Below are 19,351 nucleotides of genomic sequence, written 5' to 3'. Positions count from 1 at the left end.
GCTGGGCCCTCCGAGGCCGCTGGGCTCTCTGGCCCCGCTGGGCCCGCCTACTTGAGGCGGGCGAGCAGCGCGTGCTCCACGAGGGTGATCAGTCCGCTCTTCGCCTCGGCACGGTGGCGGGCGTCGGTGGTGATGATCGGGGCGTCCGGACCGATCTGCAAAGCCTCCCGGACCTCCTCCGGAGAGTAGGGCTGATGCCCGTCGAATCCGTTGAGCGCGATGACGAAGGGCAGTCCGCTGTTCTCGAAATAGTCCACCGCCGGGAAACAATCCGCCAGGCGGCGGGTATCCACCAGCACAACCGCGCCGATCGCACCACGCACCAGGTCGTCCCACATGAACCAGAAACGATCCTGACCCGGCGTACCGAAGAGATACAGAATCAGATCGTCATCGAGCGTGATACGGCCGAAGTCCATGGCCACGGTCGTGGTCGTCTTGCCCGCCGTGTGGGTCAGGTCGTCGATACCCGCCGAGGCGGAGGTCATGACGGCCTCGGTACGCAGCGGGTTGATCTCCGAGACCGCGCCGACGAAGGTCGTCTTGCCCACGCCGAAGCCACCGGCCACCACGATCTTCGCGGAGGTCGTGGAGCGCCCCGCCGCGGGCATGCCGTAACCCTGCTGGCTCGCCTGCCCCATGGAGCCCATGGGGCCCACCGGCGGGGCCGGCCGACGTCCGGTCGGGTCCATCTGCGGGCTAGAGCTTGCGAAGTCCACTGAGCACCCTTTCCAGCAAGGTCACATCGGGGGCACCGCCGGGCTCCGAGCTGCTGCCGGGCTGATGGATGGCCACCATTCCGGCCTCGGCGAGGTCGGCGACGAGGATCCGGGCCACACCGAGCGGTATGGCGAGCAGCGCGGAGACCTCCGCGACCGACTTCACCTCCCGGCACAGGTGGCATATCCGCTGGTGCTCGGGCAACAGCCCCTGTAGCTGCATCGGATCCGCGCTGGTGCTGACCAGGGCCTCGATGGCGAGCTGGTAACGCGGCCGGGTACGCCCACCCGTCATGGCGTAGGGGCGCACCAGTGGCTGGTCGCCCTCACCTCCGTACGACGCGTGGGGATTGGGCACGCCGTACGGGTCGGGCGAGGCGGGCGGCGGGGTCATGGCTCCTCCGAGCGAGGCATGTGGTCGGCTGGCGGACTGTGGTGCTCAAGTGGGGGGAGCTTGCTGGTCAGTTGAGGATGCTCCCCTGGAGCTCCGCGCGGACATCCGGGGTCAGTACCGCTCCGGCCCGGTCCACCAGCAGGGCCATCTCGTAGCCGATCAGGCCGATGTCCGCTTCGGGGTGGGCGAGGACAGCGAGGGAGGAGCCGTCCGAGATGTTCATGATGAACAGGAAGCCACGCTCCATCTCCACCACGGTCTGATTGACCGAACCGCCCTCGAAGATGCGGGAGGCGCCCGCGGTGAGCGAGGTCAGCCCCGAGGCCACCGCCGCCAACTGATCAGCACGATCCCGCGGGAAGCCCTCGGACATCGCGAGCAGAAGTCCGTCGGCGGAGACCACCACCGTGTGCGACACCCCTGGGGTGCTCTCCACGAAGTTGGTGATCAACCAGTTCAGATTCTGCGCCGCCTGGCTCATCGGACTCAACTAACGCTCCTGCTCGTAAGTGGGGCCAATGCCACGGCCGTCCGTACCGGCCTGGCGGCCCTGCTGGATACCGCGGCGCAGATTTGTCAGCCTGCCGCGCACATCGTCGGGCGAGCGCGAGACCTGCGGGCCGGACTGTGCGGAGGACTGCTGCTGTGCGGTGCCCGCGACCAGGTTGGCGCGGGGTACGCGGCGCGGCAGACCCGACGTGGTGACTCCGCCCGCGGCCGGCTGCCGGACCTGTTCGGCCCGGCGCCAGCGCTCGTCGTTGGGCGCGGCACCCCAATTGGCGCCGCTGTCGGCCGTGTTGGCGACCTGGCCCGGGATGCCCGGCCCGTCCGGGGTACCGGGCCGGCCTTGGGCGCCGCCTTCCGGGATGCCGCGCGCCGTCTGGCGCTGGGGCATCGGGGGGACGGCCGCCGCTGCGGGCCCGGCCGGACGCGGGGCGGACCCCTGCGGCTGCGGGCCCGGGCCCTGCTGCGCGGGCTGCGGGGACGGCAGTTGCTGGTACGGCTCCGGCTGCTGACGCGGCGGCTGTTGCTGCCCCGTCAGCTCCCGCGACTCCGGCTCTCCCTGCCACTGCTGGCCCTGGGCCGGGTCGGCGGCCGCGTCCTGCGGGGGCTGTGTGCGGTCCGCGTCCCGGAACCAGTTGGATTCCATCGACGCGAAGATCGGCGTCGGCGCGTCGGCCGGAGCCGGCGGGCCGGAAGGTATGCCGTCGGGCGCGTACGAGGGTCCGGCCGGGCCGCCGAAGGTGCCTTGGCCCCCGTCGGGGAGGCCACCGGGGCTCGTGTAGCCGGGCCTGGCGTGCTCGCCCGTGGTGTCGGGCTCGTCGTGTCCGCGCGGCGCGTCCTCGTCTCCAGGGCTCTGCTCGGCCCTGGCCCAGCTGGGGCGGCCCTGCTCGGGCTCGTTCGGCCCGGTGCCGGAGGGGCCGGTGCCGGAGGGGCCGCCCGGGCGTCCGGCGGCGCTGCCGGGGACGCCGAGGTCCGAGTACGACGGGCGCGCGAACTGGCCGGTGGTGCCGGGACCTTCGGGCTGGGCGTACTCACCGGTCTCCGAGGAGCGCCCCTGTGCCGTCGGCTGTGCGGGCTGCTGGGGTCGCACGAACTGGCCTGTCCGCTCCGGCCCGTCGGGGCCGCCCCGCTGCGACGGCGGCTGTGCGTGCTGCCCGGTTCTGTCGGGGCCTTCGGGGCTCACCTGGGGGAACTGCCCGGTGCTGCCGGGGCCTTCGGTGGCGCCCCGCTGCGACTGCGGCTGCGGGTACTGGCCGGTGCTGTCGGGGCCGTCGGGCGTGACGCGCGGGAACTGGCTGGTGTCGCCGGGGCCTTCGGAGGTGATCCGGGGGAACTGGCTCGTATCGCCCGGACCGCCCTGCGGGGGACCGCCCGGGCGGGCGTACTCCCCCGTCTCCGACGGCCCGCCCGCCTGCGGCAGAGCGAACTGGCCCGTATGACCCGGGCCGTCCGGACGCGGCTGCTGGAACTGACCCGACTGCCCGGCACCGTCCGGGCCACCCGGCTGCGGGTACTGACCCGACTGGCCAGGCCCGTCCGGGCTGACCTGGGGGAACTGACTCGTATCGCCCGGACCGCCCTGACCGGTCTGCGAGGGGCCGCCGGGCAGCTCGGCCGCCGGGCCGCCGCGACCGGCGAGCGGGGGGTTGCTGGGGCTGCCGGGTGCCTGGCCGGGGCCGGGCGGGGAGGGCGGGGCACCGAAGAAGTTGACGCCGCTTTCCGCCGCGCCGCCCTGGCTGCCCGGGCCGCCCTGACCGCCGGGGGCTTCGCCGCTTCCGGGCAGGGCGGGGCGCTGCGAACTGCCGGAGACCTGACCGCGCGGCGGCACGGAGCCCAGCCGGGAGGTCGAGCCGGTGCCGGTGCCCGCACCCGCGCCCGCACCGAGGCCCGGAGCACCGGGGCCGCCCTGCGGGCCGCGCTGGAGGGCCGCCGCGAGGTTGCCGCCCTTCTGTGCGCGCGGCGGGGGCGCGCTGCCGGGGCCGCCGGCGGCGCCGGGCCTGCCCTTGGGACCCTGCGCTCCGCCCTGGGCGACATCGACGGGGAGCATGACCAGCGCGGTCGTGCCGCCGGAGTCGGAGGGGCGCAGCTGGATGCGGATGCCGTGCCGCAGGGAGAGGCGGCCGACCACGAACAGGCCCATGCGGCGGGAGACGGAGACGTCCACCGTCGGCGGGTTGGCCAGCCGCTCGTTGATCGCGGACAGGTCCTCGGGCGAGAGGCCGATGCCGGTGTCGTGGATCTCGATGAGCACCCGGCCGTCGGGCAGGGCGTGACCGGTGACCTTGACCTTGGTCTGCGGCGAGGAGAAGGAGGTGGCGTTCTCCAGCAGCTCGGCGAGCAGGTGCACGAGGTCGTTGACGACGCGGCCGGCGACCTCGGTGGCGGGCACCGAGTTCAGCTCGATGCGCTCGTACTGCTCCACCTCGGAGGCGGCGGCACGCAGGACGTCCACCAGCGGGACGGGGCGCGTCCAGCGGCGGCCGGGCTCCTCGCCGGCGAGGACCAGCAGGTTCTCGCCGTTGCGGCGCATGCGGGTGGCGAGGTGGTCGAGCTTGAAGAGCGAGGAGAGCTGGTCGGGATCGGCCTCGCGGGACTCCAGTTCGGAGATGAGCGAGAGCTGACGCTGGATCAGGCCCTGGCTGCGGCGCGAGAGGTTGGTGAACATCGCGTTGACGTTCCCCCGCAGCAGCGCCTGTTCGCCCGCCAGCCGGACCGCCTCGCGGTGCACGTCGTCGAACGCCGCGGCGACCTTGCCGATCTCGTCCCGGCTGTGCACGCCGACGGACTCGACGGAGGTGTCCACATCCTGCGGCTCGGCCTCGGACATCTGCTTGACCAGCTCGGGCAGGCGCCTGCGGGCGACGTCCTGCGCCGTGTCCTGGAGGCGGCGCAGCGAGCGGACCATGGAGCGGGCGACGACGAAAGCGCCGACCAGGGAGATGCCGAGGACGAGGAGGATGAGCGCGCCGCTGATGAGCGCCTCGCGCTGGGCCTCGGCGCGCAGTTCGCGGGCCTGCTGCTCCATCTTGGACAGCAGGGTGCGCTCGATCTTGCCCATGGCGTCGATCTTGGACGCGTCCTGGTCCATCCAGTCGACGAAGGTGCGCTTCTGCTTCTTGATCGCGTCCGGGCTGTGCAGCATCCGGTCGCGGTACTTGTCCGCCATCTCGATGTTGACGTCGCCGCCGTCGAGCGCCTTGGCGAGGGAGTTGTACTTCTCCTCGCCGTAGATCTGGCCGAAGCTGTTCAGCTCGGCGCTCTCACTGTCGGTGGCGGTCCTGGCGTAGAGGCGGTCGCTCTCGGAGAGCTGCGGGTTGGGCTGGTGCGCCAGACCGGCGGAGATGATCGCGCGCTGGATGGAGGCGAACTCCTTGGCGCTGGAGAAGGCGGCCAGGGCACGGGTGCTCTGGATCATCTCCGAGTTGCTCGTCGCCTGCGCCATGTCCTGGGAGAGGGACAGCAGCGACTCGATGAGCTGGTTGTAGCTGTTGACCGTCTGCGAGACGTAGTTCTGGTTCTTGTAGGCGCGCTCGCGGATGGTGTTGATGTCGTTGAGCTGACGGGTGATGTCCAAGACGGTCGACTGGACGCCCGCCATCACCTTGTCGCTGCCGTCGATGTCGCCGGAGGCTTCCTTGAAGGACTGGAAAGCCTTGTCGGTCTGCTCGCGGGGCGCGACGACCAGGTCGTCCTTCTCGTTCCCCGTGCTGACCAGGGGGCCGGCGGAGCGGTCGCGCTCCTCCTGGAGGGCGGCGGCAAGCTCGGTGGCCTGCTCCGTCATCTCGGTCAGCCGCTTCATGTTGTCGAGCTGATCGATGTTGCTGAGCGAGCTGGAGATGCGCATGCCGCCGAGCGTGGTGGCGGCGATGACCGGGAGGGTCAGCAGGGAGACGAGGCGGGTGCTGATGCGCCAGTTGCGCAGGGCCGCGCGCGAGCCGACATCGGGGAGGGCGTTGGCGGCGGGAGGGGCACTACCCTTGGCGGACTTGCCCGCCTTACCTGCCTTGCCGCTCTTCTCGGACTTGGCCGCCTTGCCCGGCTTCCCGGACTTGCCCTCTCCGGCCTTGCCCTGCTTCGTCTGCTTGGCCTGCTTGCCCGCGACTCCGCCTCCCGGGCCCTGAAGTTCGGCGGACGGGCCGTTCGCACCCTGGGAAGGCGCGCCGGGCGCACCCTCCTGGGCGCGCTGGGGCTGCGACCCTCGGTCGGCCGAGCCGCGCGCCTCCGGGTCCCCCTCGGCGCTGCCATCCCTCTTGAAACGTCCCTGCACTAGCGTCGCAACCTCTGGACCAGGCGTCCCCCCGCTTGGACGGCGGGACGGTATCGAGTCGTGGGGGTTCCAAGGCCCCCCTGGCGGTCGTGATGACCGGCGCGTCCCCTCATCACCGTCGCGCGGCGCCGCACTGCGCCAAACGCGCGCCGGTCTGTGTCGTCCTGCGGCGGTCCGTGGAATTCCAGCACAGTGCCGGATCTCCAACAAGGGCTGTGGATAACTGGTGGAGATCCGTCACCGATCGCTCACCACGTCTCACGGGGAGTAGAAGAGGGGTCCGAAATTCCGGATTTTTACCTACGCGAAACCCAGCGGCACGCAGTGCCCAACTAGCAAGCAGTGGACGCGTATTGCGCCATAAGCCCGCTCTGTCCGATTAAGGAGCCGGATTCAACGATTCCTTATGTCGCTTTTGGTAACGGGTTCGTGAGCAAACTCACAGTACGCACGTTGCCTACGTCACGTCTCAAGTGGGAATAGCGCGCCTACTCTCAGCCTTTACACAACGTACTGAAGTGACAAGCCGAGCAAGCCGAACGAGGTAAGGGCACAGTGAAGTCCACCTTGACCATGCACAACATAGCCAACCCGCGTCGCACCACTCTGGCGCACCTCAAGGACGCGGATGAGCTGACGACCCGGGCCGTCGCCGCGGCCGAGGCGGACGAAGCACGCGAGTCCGCGGGGCTTCCCGAGGCCGACGCCGCGGCCGAGCTCCCCCGGAGCACCGCCAACCCCCGCCGCACCGTGCTGGTGGACGCCCCGGCGGACTGAGCCGGAGGCCCGCGCTCCCGCCGCAGGCGGCCCGCACCCCCAGGGGCCACACACCGGCGCCCCGCGCGGGGACAGCGACAAGCGGCAGAGCGCCGGAAAGCCGCACACACGACAGCGCGTGCGGGAAGTCCGAAGAGGACTCCCGCACGCGCTGTCGTCGTTGAGCGCTGTTGCGTCCGGAGCTGTTGCGTCCGACGCCCGGAGGGTCTAGCCCTGCCAGCTGTGCGGCGCGCGGAATCCGTGCTGGCGCTCCAGGCGGCGCCAGCCCGCCTTCGTCGTCCGGCCGCGGCGCGCGGGCACCTGGGCGTGCTGCGAGGTGGCGGCGGCACGGGCGAGGAGCAGCGCGGTGACGGCTGCCAGCTCCTCGGCGTTGGCCTCGCCCTTCTCCACCCGGACGAGGCTGCCGACGCGCGCGGCGCCGCCGTCTTCGGTGCTCGGCGAGCCCGTACTGCCAGGCTCCTGGGGGGTGTTGCTCATCGGTACTCCCATCACTGCGGAGGATTGCCGTGCTTGCGGGACGGCAGGTCGGCGTGCTTGTTGCGGAGCATCGCGAGGGAGCGGATGAGGACCTCGCGGGTCTCGGCCGGGTCGATGACATCATCGACCAGACCGCGCTCGGCGGCGTAGTAGGGGTGCATCAGCTCGGACTTGTACTCCTTGACCATGCGGACCCGCATGGCCTCGGGGTCGTCGGCCGCGGCGATCTGCCGGCGGAAGACGACGTTGGCCGCGCCCTCGGCACCCATCACCGCGATCTCGTTGGTGGGCCAGGCGAAGGTCAGGTCGGCGCCGACGGACTGGCTGTCCATCACGATGTAGGCGCCGCCGTACGCCTTGCGCAGGACGACGGAGATGCGCGGCACGGTGGCGTTGCAGTAGGCGTACAGCAGCTTGGCGCCGTGCCGGATGATGCCGCCGTGCTCCTGGTCGACGCCGGGAAGGAAGCCGGGGACGTCCAGCAGGGTGAGGATCGGGATGTTGAAGGCGTCGCACATCTGCACGAAGCGGGCGGCCTTCTCGCTGGCCTCGATGTCCAGCACCCCGGCCAGGGACTGCGGCTGGTTGGCGACGATACCGACGACCTCGCCGTCCATCCGCGCCAGGGCGCAGATGATGTTGGTCGCCCAGCGCTCGTGGACCTCCAGGAAGTCGCCGTCGTCCACCAGCTCTTCGAGGACCTTGCGCATGTCGTAGGGCCGGTTGCCGTCGGCGGGCACCAGGTCCAGCAGGGCATCCGAGCGCCGGTCCGCCGGGTCCTCGGTGGGCTCCGCCGGCGGGTTCTCGCGGTTGTTCTGCGGCAGCAGCGAGAGGAGGTAGCGGACCTCTTCGAGGCAGGTCTCCTCGTCGTCGTAGGCGAAGTGCGCGACACCGGAGGTGGCCGCGTGCACATCGGCACCGCCGAGCCCGTTCTGCGTCACCTCGGCGCCGGTCACCGCCTGGACCACATCGGGTCCGGTGATGAACATCTGCGAGGTCTCCCGCACCATGAAGACGAAGTCCGTCAGCGCCGGGCTGTAGGCGGCGCCGCCGGCGCAGGGGCCGAGCATCACGGAGATCTGCGGGATGACACCGGACGCCTTGGTGTTGCGCTGGAAGATCCCCCCGTATCCGGCGAGCGCGGAGACGCCCTCCTGGATCCGGGCACCGGCACCGTCGTTGAGGGAGACCAGGGGCGCGCCCGCGGCGATCGCCTTGTCCATGATCTTGTGGATCTTGGCGGCGTGCGCCTCGCCGAGCGCGCCGCCGAAGATGCGGAAGTCGTGCGCGTAGACGAAGACCGTCCGGCCGTGCACGGTGCCCCAGCCGGTGATCACTCCGTCCGTGTAGGGCTTCTTGGCTTCGAGGCCGAAGCCCGTGGCGCGGTGCCTGCGCAGCGGCTCGACCTCCCGGAAGCTGCCCTCGTCCAGCAGCAGTTCGATACGCTCGCGCGCGGTCAGCTTCCCCTTGGCGTGCTGGGCCTCGGTGGCCCGCTCACTGGGGCCCCGGTACGCCTCGGCCCGGATCGCGTGCAGTTCGGCGACGCGTCCGCGCGCATCCTGCGCGGGGGCGGTGGAGGGCGCGGCCTCCGTCGTCCGGGGTGACGGCTGGGACAGATCGGTCATGTATAGACCCTACGAAACACACGGGTCGATTGACGTCGTCAGATTCGTACAGTCTCCACGCCCGAATCATGGCCGCGCTGGACAGAACCCGACACCCCCGCCGACGCCAAGCAGTGGTTTCTCTCATCAAGAGCGTCAGGGGTTGTGGGGTCCGCACAGCCACCCGACGGCGGCGGGGTGCCTCCGCGCCCGAGCGGGTCACGCGCTGCCACAGCGCACACCGGAGTGTAGCGCCGTCGCTCCGGCACCCGGTCAGTCGTGCGGCTGGACGCCGGCCCGCAGCAGCCCGTAGGTGTAGCCGTCGTCGAGTGCCTGCCAGGAGGCGGCGATGACGTTGTGGCCGACCCCCACCGTGGTCCACCCCGCGCCGCCGTCGCTCATCGACAGCAGTACCCGGGTGGTGGAGGAGGTGCCTTGGGCGCCTTCCAGGATGCGGACTTTGTAGTCCACCAGCGCCAGCCGGGCCAGCTCCGGGTGCAGGCGCTCCAGTCCGGCGCGCAGTGCGCGATCCAGCGCATCGACGGGGCCGTTGCCCTCGCCGGTGACGACGGCCCGCTCCCCCTTGGCCCACAGCCGGACCGTCGCCTCGTTGACCTGTACGCCGTCGGGGCGCTGCTCGACGATGGTGCGCCAGGACTCCGCGCGGAAGAAGCGGGGGGCGGTGCCGGTGGCGCCGCCGTGCACCTCGTCGCGCAGCAGCAGTTCGAAAGAGGCGTCAGCAGCCTCATACGTATACCCCTTCAGCTCCTGCTCCTTGACCCGCTCGACCACGCGGCCCACCAGTTCGCGATCGCCGCCCAGGTCGTAGCCAAGCTCCTTGCCCTTCAGCTCGACCGAGGCGCGTCCGGCCATGTCGGAGACGAGCATCCGCATGGTGTTGCCGACGAGTTCGGGGTCGATGTGCTGGTACAGGTCGGGGTCGATCTTGATCGCGGAGGCGTGCAGGCCGCCCTTGTGGGCAAAGGCCGAGGTGCCGACGTAGGGCTGGTGGGTGGAGGGGGTGAGGTTGACGACCTCGGCGATGGCGTGTGAGATCCGGGTCGTCTCGGCCAGCGCGCCCTCGGGCAGTACCCGCTTGCCGTACTTCAGCTCCAGTGCGGCCACCACGGGGAAGAGGTTGGCGTTGCCGACCCGTTCGCCGTAGCCGTTGGCGGTGCACTGGACGTGTGTGGCGCCGCCGTCCACGGCCGCGAGGGTGTTGGCGACGGCGCATCCGGTGTCGTCCTGCGCGTGGATGCCCAGCCGGGCGCCGGTGTCGGCGGCGACGGTGCGTACGACGGCCTGGATCTGCGCGGGGATCATACCGCCGTTGGTGTCGCACAGCACGACGACCTCGGCGCCGGCCTCGTGCGCGGTGTGCACGACCTGCTTCGCGTAGCCGGGATCGGCGTGGTAGCCGTCGAAGAAGTGCTCGCAGTCCACGAAGACGCGGCGGCCCTGTTCGCGCAGGTAGGAGACGGTGTCGCGGATCATCGCGAGGTTTTCTTCGAGCGTGGTGCGCAAGGCCAGCTCGACGTGCCGGTCGTGCGCCTTGGCGACCAGGGTGACGACCGGGGCCCGGGAGTCGAGGAGCGCCTTGACCTGCGGATCGATCTGCGCGGGTACGCCCGCCCTGCGGGTGGAGCCGAAGGCCACGAGCTGGGCGTGCCGGAAGTCGATCTCCTGGAGGGCGCGGGCGAAGAACTCGGTGTCGCGCGGGTTGGCGCCGGGCCAGCCGCCCTCGATGAAGCCGACGCCGTACTCGTCGAGGTGACGGGCGATGGTGAGCTTGTCGGCGACGGTCAGGCTGATGCCCTCGCGCTGCGCCCCGTCCCGCAAGGTGGTGTCGAAGACGTGGAAGGCGTCGCTGGGGGCGCCGGGTCGCCCGGTGGCTTCGGTGGTCATGGCTGGTGACTCCTGGCTGGATCAGTGGGTTGCGGAATTATGCGCTCCACTTGCCCCCATCATCCCTCGCGCCGTCCGGTCCCGGCATGGTCGGCCGGAAAACGAAAAAACCCCTCGCGGGTGCGAGAGGTCTGCGCGCGGGTCTGGGGCACGGTGGCCGCTGCCGCACAGGTCTTCCTGCGGCAGTCGGTCACTGCGGACCGGCGCGCCTGCTGCCAATAATCATGACGAACGAGGGCACGGGGGCAGTTTGGCACACAACCACCCCCGCGCCCCTGGGCGTCTCACGATGCGGAAGCTCCGCCCGCCCACCGGGCACGGGTCCGGTTCGGCCCCGGGCTCAGACCTCGCGCAGCCCCTGGTCGCCGGCCTCCGTGACGAAGGAGGCGGCCGTCCTGACCGGCGCGCCGGGGGTGGTGACGGCGGAGACCGTGCGGAAGTCGGCGCGCGCCTCCCCGGGGGTGAGGCGGACGGTCACATAGCCGCGCCTGCCGTTGTAGAACTTCATGTGCGGGTTGGCGCCGGTGTAGTCGGCCCAGTCGGCGGGCTTGTCCTCGCCGTCCTTGCCGCTGGTGATGGAGGTCGCCACGATCTCGGTGCCCAGCGTGCGCGAGTCCTGGTCGCCGAAGTGGCGCTTGATGTCATAGGCGTAGCCCTTGTGCACATCGCCGGTGAGCACCATCAGGTTCTCCACCCCGGCGGCCTCGGCGCCCGCCAGCACCCGCTCGCGGGAGGCGGGGTAGCCGTCCCAGGCGTCCATGCTCAGCTTGTAGGCGGGCGTGCTGTTGGTGCGGCGTTCGCTGAAGGTGACCTGCTGGGGTACGACGTTCCACACGGTGTCCGAGGCCCGCCAGCCGTCGATCAGCCAGCGCTCCTGCGCGGCCCCCGTGATGGTGCGCTGGGGGTCCTCGGACTCGGGCCCCGGCGCGTGTGCGCCGTCGCCGTACGCCTGGTCGGAGCGGTACTGGCGGGTGTCGAGGATGTCGAACTGCGCGAGCGTGCCGAAGCGCAGCCTGCGGTAGAGGCGCATGTCGGGGCCCGAGGGCCGCTGGGGGCGGCGCAGCGGCTGGTTCTCCCAGTAGGCGCGATAGGCGGCGGCCCGGCGCACCAGGAAGTCCGTGGAGGAGCTGTTGTCTTCCGGGATGTCGTCCGCGTAGTTGTTCTCGGTCTCGTGGTCGTCCCAGGTGACGAGGAAGGGGTGTGCGGCGTGTGCGGCCCGCAGGTCGGGGTCGGACTTGTAGAGGGCGTAGCGCAGCCGGTAGTCCTCCAGCGTGACGGTCTCGCGGTCGAAGACGGCCGGGAGGGTGCGGTCGGTGTAGCGGCGGGCGCCGCCGGACGCGTTCACGGCGTATTCGTACAGGTAGTCGCCCAGGTGGAAGACCAGGTCCACGTCCTCCTCGGCGAGGTGGCGGTGCGCGGTGTAGTAGCCATCGTGGTACGCCTGGCACGAGATGGCGGCCAGCCGCAGGTCGGTCAGGCCGGCGCCGGGCGCCGGGGCGGTGCGGGTGCGGCCCACGGGGCTGATCCACTTCCCGGTGCGGAAGCGGTAGTAGTACACCCGGTCGGCGTCCAGGCCCTCGGCCTCGATGTGCACCGAGTGGTTCAGCTCGGGGTGCGCGCTGGTCTCGCCCCGCCGTTCGACCTTGCGGAAGCGGCTGTCGTGGGCGATCTCCCACTGGACGGTGATCCGCGCGTCCGGCAGCCCGCTGCCGCTCTCGTACGGCTTGGGTGCCAGCCGGGTCCACAGGACGACGGAGCCGGGCAGCGGGTCGCCGGAGGCGACGCCGAGGGTGAAGGGGTCGTCACTGACGGCCTTGCGCGCGTCGGCCCCGGCCGCGTGGGCGCTGCCGGGCAGGTTGGTGGCGAAGGCGAGCGCCGCGGCGGCGCTCGTGACGGTCAGAAAGCGGCGGCGGCCGAGTGCCGCCGCCGCTCTTTCGATCTCCTGTTGCTGCCTTTCCTGGCCGTGCTGGTTCACCTGGTACGGCATCGTGGATGTCGGCCCTCCGGGAGGCGGTCGATGACACCGCTATCACAGGGGGGTCCGGTATCCCGCCGGTCACGGCCGCACGGCCGTCACATGTCAGGTACATGTACTGTCGGTCGGCTCTGACCCGGGCCGGACAGCGGCCCGACGGTGGTCCGGCCGACCTGACCGTGGCCCGACAACGGCCGGATCAGGAGCCCAGCGGGTGCATCCAGCCGTGTGCGTCCTCCGCCTGGCCGGTCTGGACCGCCAGCAGCGCCTCGCGCAGCTTCATGGTGATCTCCCCCGCGCCGCCGTCGCCGACCCGCCACTCGCCCCGCGCCGACTTCGCCTCGCCGACCGGAGTGATCACGGCGGCCGTCCCGCACGCGAAGACCTCGGTGATCGAGCCGTCCGCGTTGCCCTGCCGCCACTCGTCGGTGGTGATCCGGGCCTCCTCGGTGGCGTACCCCATGTCCGCGGCGATCCGCAGCAGCGAGTCCCGGGTGATGCCCGGCAGCAGGGTGCCCGTCAGCTCGGGGGTGACGATGCGGGCGTTCTCGCCCTCGCCGTAGACGAAGTAGAGGTTCATGCCGCCCATCTCCTCGATGTAGCGGCGCTCCACGGCATCCAGCCAGACGACCTGGTCACAGCCCTGGGCCGCGGCCTCGGCCTGGGCGACCAGGGAGGCGGCGTAGTTGCCCGCGCACTTCGCCTCGCCCGTGCCGCCCGGCGAGGCTCGCACGTACTCCTCGGACAGCCAGACCGAGACCGGCTGCACACCGCCGGTGAAGTAGGAGCCGGCCGGGGAGGCGATGACCATGAACGTGTACTGGTCGGCCGGCCTGACCCCCAGCCCCACCTCGCTGGCGAACATGAAGGGACGCAGGTAGAGCGAAGCCTCCCCCTCGGAGGGCACCCACTCCTTGTCCTGCCGGACCAGCAGGTCGCACGCCTCGATGAAGGTCTCCACCGGCAGTTCGGGCATGGCCAGCCGGCGGGCGCTGCGCTGGAAGCGGCGCGCGTTGGCGTCCGGGCGGAAGACCGCCACGGAGTCGTCCGGCTGCCGGTACGCCTTGAGGCCCTCGAAGATCGACTGCGCGTAGTGCAGCGTCATGTTCGCGGGGTCCATCTGGAGCGGGGCGTACGGCTGGAGCTGGGCGTCGTGCCAGCCCCTGCCCTCGGTCCACTGGATGGTGACCATGTGATCGGTGAAATACCGCCCGAAGCCGGGGTTCGCCAGCACCGCCTCGCGTTCGGCGGCGGCCAGGGGCCGCGCGGCGGGCTTGAGTTCGAATTCGATACGGGGCGTCGTCATGAGAGCGCGTCCTTCGCTTGTGTTGGTACGGACCGCGCCCCGGTTCGCTTCGGATGCGGACCAGTGCTAGGACGTCCGAGCTTCCCGACCTGTGGCGGCCTCACGTTCGATTATCGCGCGGGAGACATGTGTAGCGGCCACACGTGGGTGGGGAGGCGGTCCTGGGATAGATGGTGACACCCGACCGCCTGGTAGCACAGATACGTACAGCTACACACAGCACAGCGGCCGGGCACCGGGCCCGGCCGCTGGTGAGCGGAGGATCCAGGCCCTAGCCGGCTACTCGTGCCGCGAGAGCGTCGCCGGTCTCCTGGGTCGAGCGCGTGGTGCCGGCCCGCTCGGCGAGGTCGGCGGTGACCGCCTCGTCGATGCGCGCCGCCTCGGCCTCGAAGCCCAGGTGGCGCAGCAGCAGCGCGACGGACAGCACGGTCGCGGTGGGGTCGGCCTTGCCGGAGCCCGCGATGTCGGGCGCGGAGCCGTGCACCGGCTCGAACATGGAGGGGAACTCGCGGTCCGGGTTGATGTTCCCGGAGGCCGCCAGCCCGATGCCGCCGCTGACGGCGGCGGCGAGGTCGGTGATGATGTCGCCGAAGAGGTTGTCGGTGACGATCACATCGAACCGCGCCGGGTCGGTGACCAGGAAGATCGTGGCGGCATCGACGTGCAGATAGTCGGTGCTGACCTCGGGGTACTCCTGGCCGACCCTGTCGAAGGTGTTCTTCCACAGGTGGCCGGCGTGCACCAGCACATTGTTCTTGTGGACCAGGGTCAGCTTCTTCGCCGTACGCGCCCGGGCCCGCTCGTAGGCGTCCCGTACGACCCGCTCCACACCGAAGGCCGTGTTCACACTGACCTCGTTGGCGACCTCCTGCGGGGTGCCCGTACGGATGCTGCCGCCGTTGCCGACGTACGGTCCCTCGGTGCCCTCGCGGACGACGACGAAGTCGATGTCCGGGCGGCCCGCCAGCGGCGAGTCGGTGTTCGGGAACAGCCTGGAGGGGCGCAGGTTGACGAAGTGGTCGAAGGCGAAGCGGAGCTTGAGCAGCAGGCCGCGCTCCAGGATCCCGGAGGGGACACCCGGGTCGCCGATGGCGCCCAGCAAGATCGCGTCGTGCTCCTTGAGCCGCTCCAGCTCGGCGTCCGGGAGGGTCTCCCCCGTGGCGTGCCAGCGCCTGGCGCCGAGATCGTACTCGTGTGTCTCCAGCTTCACGTCCTGCGGAAGGACGGCTTCCAGGACCTTCAGGCCCTGGGCGACGACCTCGGGGCCGATACCGTCGCCGGGGATCACTGCGAGATTGAGGGTGCGGTCCGTGCTGGAGGCCGTTCCTGAAGACATGCGCAGACCCTACTCCTCGTCCCACGCCCTGACATCACGGGTCCACATGGCGGACAGCCTCCCTGCCCCTTCCGCTGCCGGCCGCACTGTCGTCCGACCGGGCGGACGGAGGGGGAGCCGCGCGGATAACAGCGCGCCCGGGCGGACGACAGCGCGTTCGGGCGCACGGAAGCCCGGTCGGGCGCCGTTCACCGGGTGTACTCCCGCCTGTCCCCCCTGAGTTGTCCGCCACGGGGAATCCGCTCCCCATGACAGCCAACGATCTGCCCCGGGTCGGCATCCCCGCCCGTCTCGCCGCGCGCATGAGCATGCCCGAGCAGCACGCCTATCTGCGCGAGAAGCTCTCCCGGAGGCCGTCACGGCGCGGGGTGCTGCGCGGCGGAGGGCTCATCGTCGCGGGAGCCACCGGGGCGACCGGGCTGATCAGCGCTTCGCAGGCCACGCTCGACGGCGGGCCCGGCGCCGCCACCGGTCCCGGACCGGTGACCTCGCCGGTGCGGGTGGACGGTTCGCGGGTGGCACCGTTCGGCCGCCATCTGGCCTTCGGCGCCGACCCGAAGACCCAGATGCGGGTCTCCTGGCAGGTGCCGTTCGCGGTGAAACGGCCCTACGTACGCGTCGGACTCAAGCCCTGGGACCTGGGAGGCCGCACCGAGGCCGAGATCCGGCCACTGCACACCCCCGCGCTCTCCCGCGAGATCCCCGCCGTCGAGCAGCTGTATCTGCATGCGGGGCTCGACGGGCTGCGCCCCGGCACGACGTACTACTACGGCGTGGGTCACGAGGGCTTCGACCCGGCCTCGGCCGAACGCCTGAGCACCGTCGGATCGTTCACCACCGCGCCGGCCGGCACCGGGGAGCGGTTCGTCTTCACCGCCTTCGGCGACCAGGGCGTGAGCTACCACGCGCTCGCCAACGACCAGCTCCTGCTGGGCCAGAACCCCGCCTTCCACCTCCACGCCGGCGACCTGTGCTACGCCGACGACTCGGGGCACGGCAAGGAGTCGGACGTCTACGACGCGCGCGTGTGGGACCAGTTCCTCGCCCAGACCGAGTCGGTCGCCGCACGCGTGCCCTGGATGGTGACCACGGGCAACCACGACATGGAGGCGTGGTACTCCCCCCACGGCTACGCCGGGCAGTCGGCGCGCTGGTCCCTCCCGGACAACGGGCCCGACCCGGAAAAGGCGCCCGGCGTCTACGCGTTCCGCTACGGGAACGTCGGCGTGGTCGCGCTCGACGCCAACGACGTCTCCCACGAGATCCCCGCCAACCGCGGCTACACCGACGGCGCCCAGACGCGCTGGCTCACGCGCGAGCTGAAGCGGCTGCGGGCCGCCGAGGGGATCGACTTCATCGTCGTCTTCTTCCACCACTGCGCGTACTCCACCAGCACACACGCCTCGGACGGCGGGGTGCGGGAGGAGTGGGTCACGCTGTTCGACGCGCACCGGGTGGACCTCGTGATCAACGGCCACAACCACGTCTACGAGCGGACCGATCCGCTGCGCGGCGGAAGGCCCACGCGGAAGCTGGAGACCGGCGGGGCGACCGAGCCCGGCCGGGACGGCACCGTGTACGTGACCGCCGGGGGCGGAGGGCGGAAGCTGTACGACTTTCCGGTGCCGGACAGCTACGAGGGGCATTCCGACGAGCGCGAGAGCGTGCCCGCCTTCCACTGGGGCGAGGGCCGGACGCGCAGCCGCGACCACGTCGAGTGGTCGAGGGTCCGCTACACCGGCTTCTCGTTCCTGGCGGTCCAGTCCCGGCCGGGGGCGCGGCCGTCACTCGTGGTGACGGCCCTGGCCGAGTCGGGGCGCCGTATCGACCACTTCGTGGTCCGGCCCGCGTAAGCCGGGCCCAGGCCCCGTGCCCGGGCTCCGGCCGTGGCGGTCGAGGTCAGCCCCGGCGGTCGAAAGCGCGCTGGAGCGCCTCGGCGGCGGCGCGGCGCTCTTCTTCGCGGCGGCGGGCCGCAGCACGCGAGCGGCGGAGCCGGGAGGCGGGGGCGTGGGTGTGGGTGGCTGTGGGCGTGGCCATGGGAAGCAACTCCTTCTGCGCGAGCGAGGGGAGATGTGCCTGACAGCCGGAGGCGGAGACAGCCGGTGCGGCAGGGGTCACCTGCGCCTGGCACACGGCGTCACGTCCGCGATGCGCTCGATCGAGCGAGACGTTCGGCTCCTACAAAGATAGGAGCCCGGAGCCGTGATGTCTCGCCAACTAGTTGGCCTTCCTACTATCTGAGACGAGTCCCACACAAACAGCCGGGCCCGGCCCCCTCGGACACCTCCCGGCCGGAGGCCGGAAAGGCGGAGGAAGGGGCCGGGCCCTCATCGCACAGGGGCGCGGCGGGGTCAGCCCATGTGCGGGTACCGGTAGTCCGTCGGGGCGACCTGGGTCTCCTTGATCGCCCGCGGCGAGGACCAGCGGATCAGGTTGAACTTCGAGCCGGCCTTGTCGTTGGTGCCCGAGGCCCGCGCACCGCCGAAGGGCTGCTGGCCGACGATGGAGCCGGTGGGCCGGTCGTTCAGGTAGAAGTTGCCCGCGGCGAAGCGCAGCTTCTCCGAGGCGGCGGCCAGCACGGCGCGGTCCTGGGCCAGCACGGCGCCGGTCAGCGCGTAGGCGGAGGCGGACTCCATCTGGTCCAGCATCGGCTCCCAGTTGGCGTCCTCGTAGACGTGGACGGCGATGACCGGGCCGAAGTACTCGGTCTTGAAGACCTCGTTCTCCGGGTCGGAGCAGGCGATGACCGTCGGCGTGATGAAGTAGCCGACGCTGTCGTCGTAGGTGCCGCCCGCGACGATCTCGCAGCTCGGGTCGGACTTCGCCCGGTCGATGGCGGCCTTGTTCTTGGCGAAGGCGCGGTCGTCGATGACGGCGCCGATGAAGTTCGACAAGTCGGTGACATCACCCATGGCCAGGCCCTCGACCTCGGTGACCAGCTCGTCCTTGAAGCCGCTCTCCCAGATGGAGCGCGGCACGTAGGCGCGGGAGGCGGCCGAGCACTTCTGGCCCTGGTACTCGAAGGCGCCACGGGTGATGGCGGTCTTGAGGATCTTCGGGTCGGCGCTGGAGTGCGCGACGATGAAGTCCTTGCCGCCGGTCTCGCCGACGATGCGCGGGTAGGACTTGTAGCCGGAGATGTTCTCCCCGACGGACTTCCACAGGTGCTGGAAGGTGGCCGTCGAGCCGGTGAAGTGGATGCCGGCCAGGTCCGGGTGCGGGATCGCGACCTCGGAGACCTCCTTGCCGTCGCCCGTCACCAGGTTGATGACGCCCTTGGGCAGGCCCGCCTCCTCCAGCAGCTCCATGAGGAGGATCGCGGAGTGGGTCTGCGTCGGGGACGGCTTCCAGACCACGACGTTGCCCATGAGGGCGGGCGCGGTGGGGAGGTTGCCCGCGATGGCGGTGAAGTTGAACGGGGTGATCGCGTAGACGAAGCCCTCCAGCGGGCGGTGGTCCATGCGGTTCCACACGCCGTGCGGCTGCACCAGCGGCTGCTCGGTGATCAGCTCGCGCGCGAAGTGCACGTTGAAGCGCCAGAAGTCGACCAGCTCACAGGGCGCGTCGATCTCGGCCTGCTGCGCGGTCTTGGACTGGCCCAGCATGGTCGAGGCGGCGATGGTCTCGCGCCAGGGGCCGGACAGCAGCTCGGCGGCCTTGAGGATGATGGCGGCGCGGTCGTCGAAGGACAGCGCACGCCAGGCCGGTGCCGCGGCGAGCGCCGCGTCGATGGCGTCCTGCGCGTCCTGGCGGGTGGCATCGGCGTAGGTACCGAGGACGGCCTTGTGGTTGTGCGGCTGTACGACGTCGTGGCGCGCGCCGCCGCCCATGCGCTTGACGCCGTCGATCGTCATCGGCAGCTCGACGGGGTTGCCTGCCAGCTCCTTGAGCTTGGCCTCCAGGCGCGCACGCTCGGCGCTGCCGGGCGCGTAGGTGTGCACCGGCTCGTTGTACGGGGCGGGGACCTGGGTCACAGCGTCCACGGGTTGCTCCTTGTGTCGTGACGTTCATCTTCCCGGGGCGGCGGTTCCTCATCGGTCCCGCCGCGGGCCCCGGACCCCCGGCCGGGGGCAGCGGTCTGTGCGAG

General features: G+C 71.1%; 14 protein-coding genes. 2 read left to right on the top strand and 12 right to left on the bottom strand.

Annotated elements, in window-relative coordinates; genetic code table 11:
* Positions 1-47: 47 nt before the first annotated feature.
* From ABD339_RS26630 to ABD339_RS26615, 4 genes are all read right to left on the bottom strand, one after another.
* The gene (locus ABD339_RS26630) at positions 48-641 is read right to left on the bottom strand and encodes a GTP-binding protein (RefSeq protein ID WP_344569409.1); all 594 of its coding nucleotides are present in this window, start codon (positions 639-641) and stop codon (positions 48-50) included.
* A 58-nt stretch (positions 642-699) separates the two neighbouring features.
* Complete coding sequence (locus ABD339_RS26625) at positions 700-1,113, bottom strand: DUF742 domain-containing protein (RefSeq protein ID WP_344569407.1); 414 nt, start codon at positions 1,111-1,113, stop codon at positions 700-702.
* A 67-nt stretch (positions 1,114-1,180) separates the two neighbouring features.
* Positions 1,181-1,594: a roadblock/LC7 domain-containing protein gene (locus ABD339_RS26620; protein WP_344569554.1), complete on the bottom strand. Its 414-nt coding sequence runs from the start codon at positions 1,592-1,594 to the stop codon at positions 1,181-1,183.
* A gap of 9 nt (positions 1,595-1,603) precedes the next feature.
* Entirely contained in the window at positions 1,604-5,884 is a 4,281-nt protein-coding gene (locus ABD339_RS26615; RefSeq protein ID WP_344569405.1) for a sensor histidine kinase, read from the bottom strand.
* A 555-nt stretch (positions 5,885-6,439) separates the two neighbouring features.
* On the opposite strand from ABD339_RS26615, the gene ABD339_RS26610 reads away from it, so the two are divergent.
* Entirely contained in the window at positions 6,440-6,661 is a 222-nt protein-coding gene (locus tag ABD339_RS26610) for a hypothetical protein (protein WP_344569403.1), read from the top strand.
* Positions 6,662-6,868: 207 nt separating this feature from the next.
* Here ABD339_RS26610 and ABD339_RS26605 read toward each other — a convergent pair whose 3' ends face one another.
* From ABD339_RS26605 to ABD339_RS26580, 6 genes are all read right to left on the bottom strand, one after another.
* Positions 6,869-7,138 carry an acyl-CoA carboxylase epsilon subunit gene (locus ABD339_RS26605; protein ID WP_344569401.1) on the bottom strand — a complete coding sequence of 90 codons (270 nt, stop codon included), beginning with the start codon at positions 7,136-7,138 and terminating at the stop codon, positions 6,869-6,871.
* A gap of 11 nt (positions 7,139-7,149) precedes the next feature.
* Positions 7,150-8,763: an acyl-CoA carboxylase subunit beta gene (locus tag ABD339_RS26600; RefSeq protein WP_344569399.1), complete on the bottom strand. Its 1,614-nt coding sequence runs from the start codon at positions 8,761-8,763 to the stop codon at positions 7,150-7,152.
* Between the two features lie 252 nt (positions 8,764-9,015).
* The gene (gene cimA / locus ABD339_RS26595; protein ID WP_344569397.1) at positions 9,016-10,647 is read right to left on the bottom strand and encodes a citramalate synthase; all 1,632 of its coding nucleotides are present in this window, start codon (positions 10,645-10,647) and stop codon (positions 9,016-9,018) included.
* Between the two features lie 340 nt (positions 10,648-10,987).
* The gene (locus ABD339_RS26590; protein ID WP_344569395.1) at positions 10,988-12,634 is read right to left on the bottom strand and encodes an alkaline phosphatase D family protein; all 1,647 of its coding nucleotides are present in this window, start codon (positions 12,632-12,634) and stop codon (positions 10,988-10,990) included.
* A 187-nt stretch (positions 12,635-12,821) separates the two neighbouring features.
* Positions 12,822-13,928 carry a branched-chain amino acid aminotransferase gene (locus tag ABD339_RS26585; protein ID WP_344569393.1) on the bottom strand — a complete coding sequence of 369 codons (1,107 nt, stop codon included), beginning with the start codon at positions 13,926-13,928 and terminating at the stop codon, positions 12,822-12,824.
* Positions 13,929-14,199: 271 nt separating this feature from the next.
* Positions 14,200-15,264 (bottom strand): 3-isopropylmalate dehydrogenase, encoded by a 1,065-nt coding sequence (locus tag ABD339_RS26580; RefSeq protein ID WP_344569391.1) that lies wholly within the window; start codon positions 15,262-15,264, stop codon positions 14,200-14,202.
* Between the two features lie 248 nt (positions 15,265-15,512).
* Here ABD339_RS26580 and ABD339_RS26575 point away from each other — a divergent pair, with 248 nt between their 5' ends.
* Positions 15,513-17,117 (top strand): purple acid phosphatase family protein, encoded by a 1,605-nt coding sequence (locus ABD339_RS26575; RefSeq protein WP_344569389.1) that lies wholly within the window; start codon positions 15,513-15,515, stop codon positions 17,115-17,117.
* A 46-nt stretch (positions 17,118-17,163) separates the two neighbouring features.
* Here the strand turns inward: ABD339_RS26575 and ABD339_RS26570 are convergent, their stop codons facing one another.
* Both ABD339_RS26570 and pruA read right to left on the bottom strand, forming a co-directional pair.
* Positions 17,164-17,301, bottom strand: a complete 138-nt coding sequence (locus tag ABD339_RS26570) for a hypothetical protein (RefSeq protein ID WP_344569388.1) — start codon at positions 17,299-17,301, stop codon at positions 17,164-17,166.
* Between the two features lie 314 nt (positions 17,302-17,615).
* Positions 17,616-19,247, bottom strand: coding sequence for an L-glutamate gamma-semialdehyde dehydrogenase (pruA, locus tag ABD339_RS26565; protein ID WP_344569386.1), 1,632 nt, complete (start codon positions 19,245-19,247; stop codon positions 17,616-17,618).
* Positions 19,248-19,351: the final 104 nt, after the last annotated feature.

Origin of the sequence: Streptomyces axinellae (assembly GCF_039532135.1) — a bacterium.
GTDB lineage: Bacteria > Actinomycetota > Actinomycetes > Streptomycetales > Streptomycetaceae > Streptomyces > Streptomyces axinellae.
The sequence above is the reverse complement of the archived record's forward strand: the minus strand, read 5'-3'. Positions and strand labels throughout refer to the sequence as shown.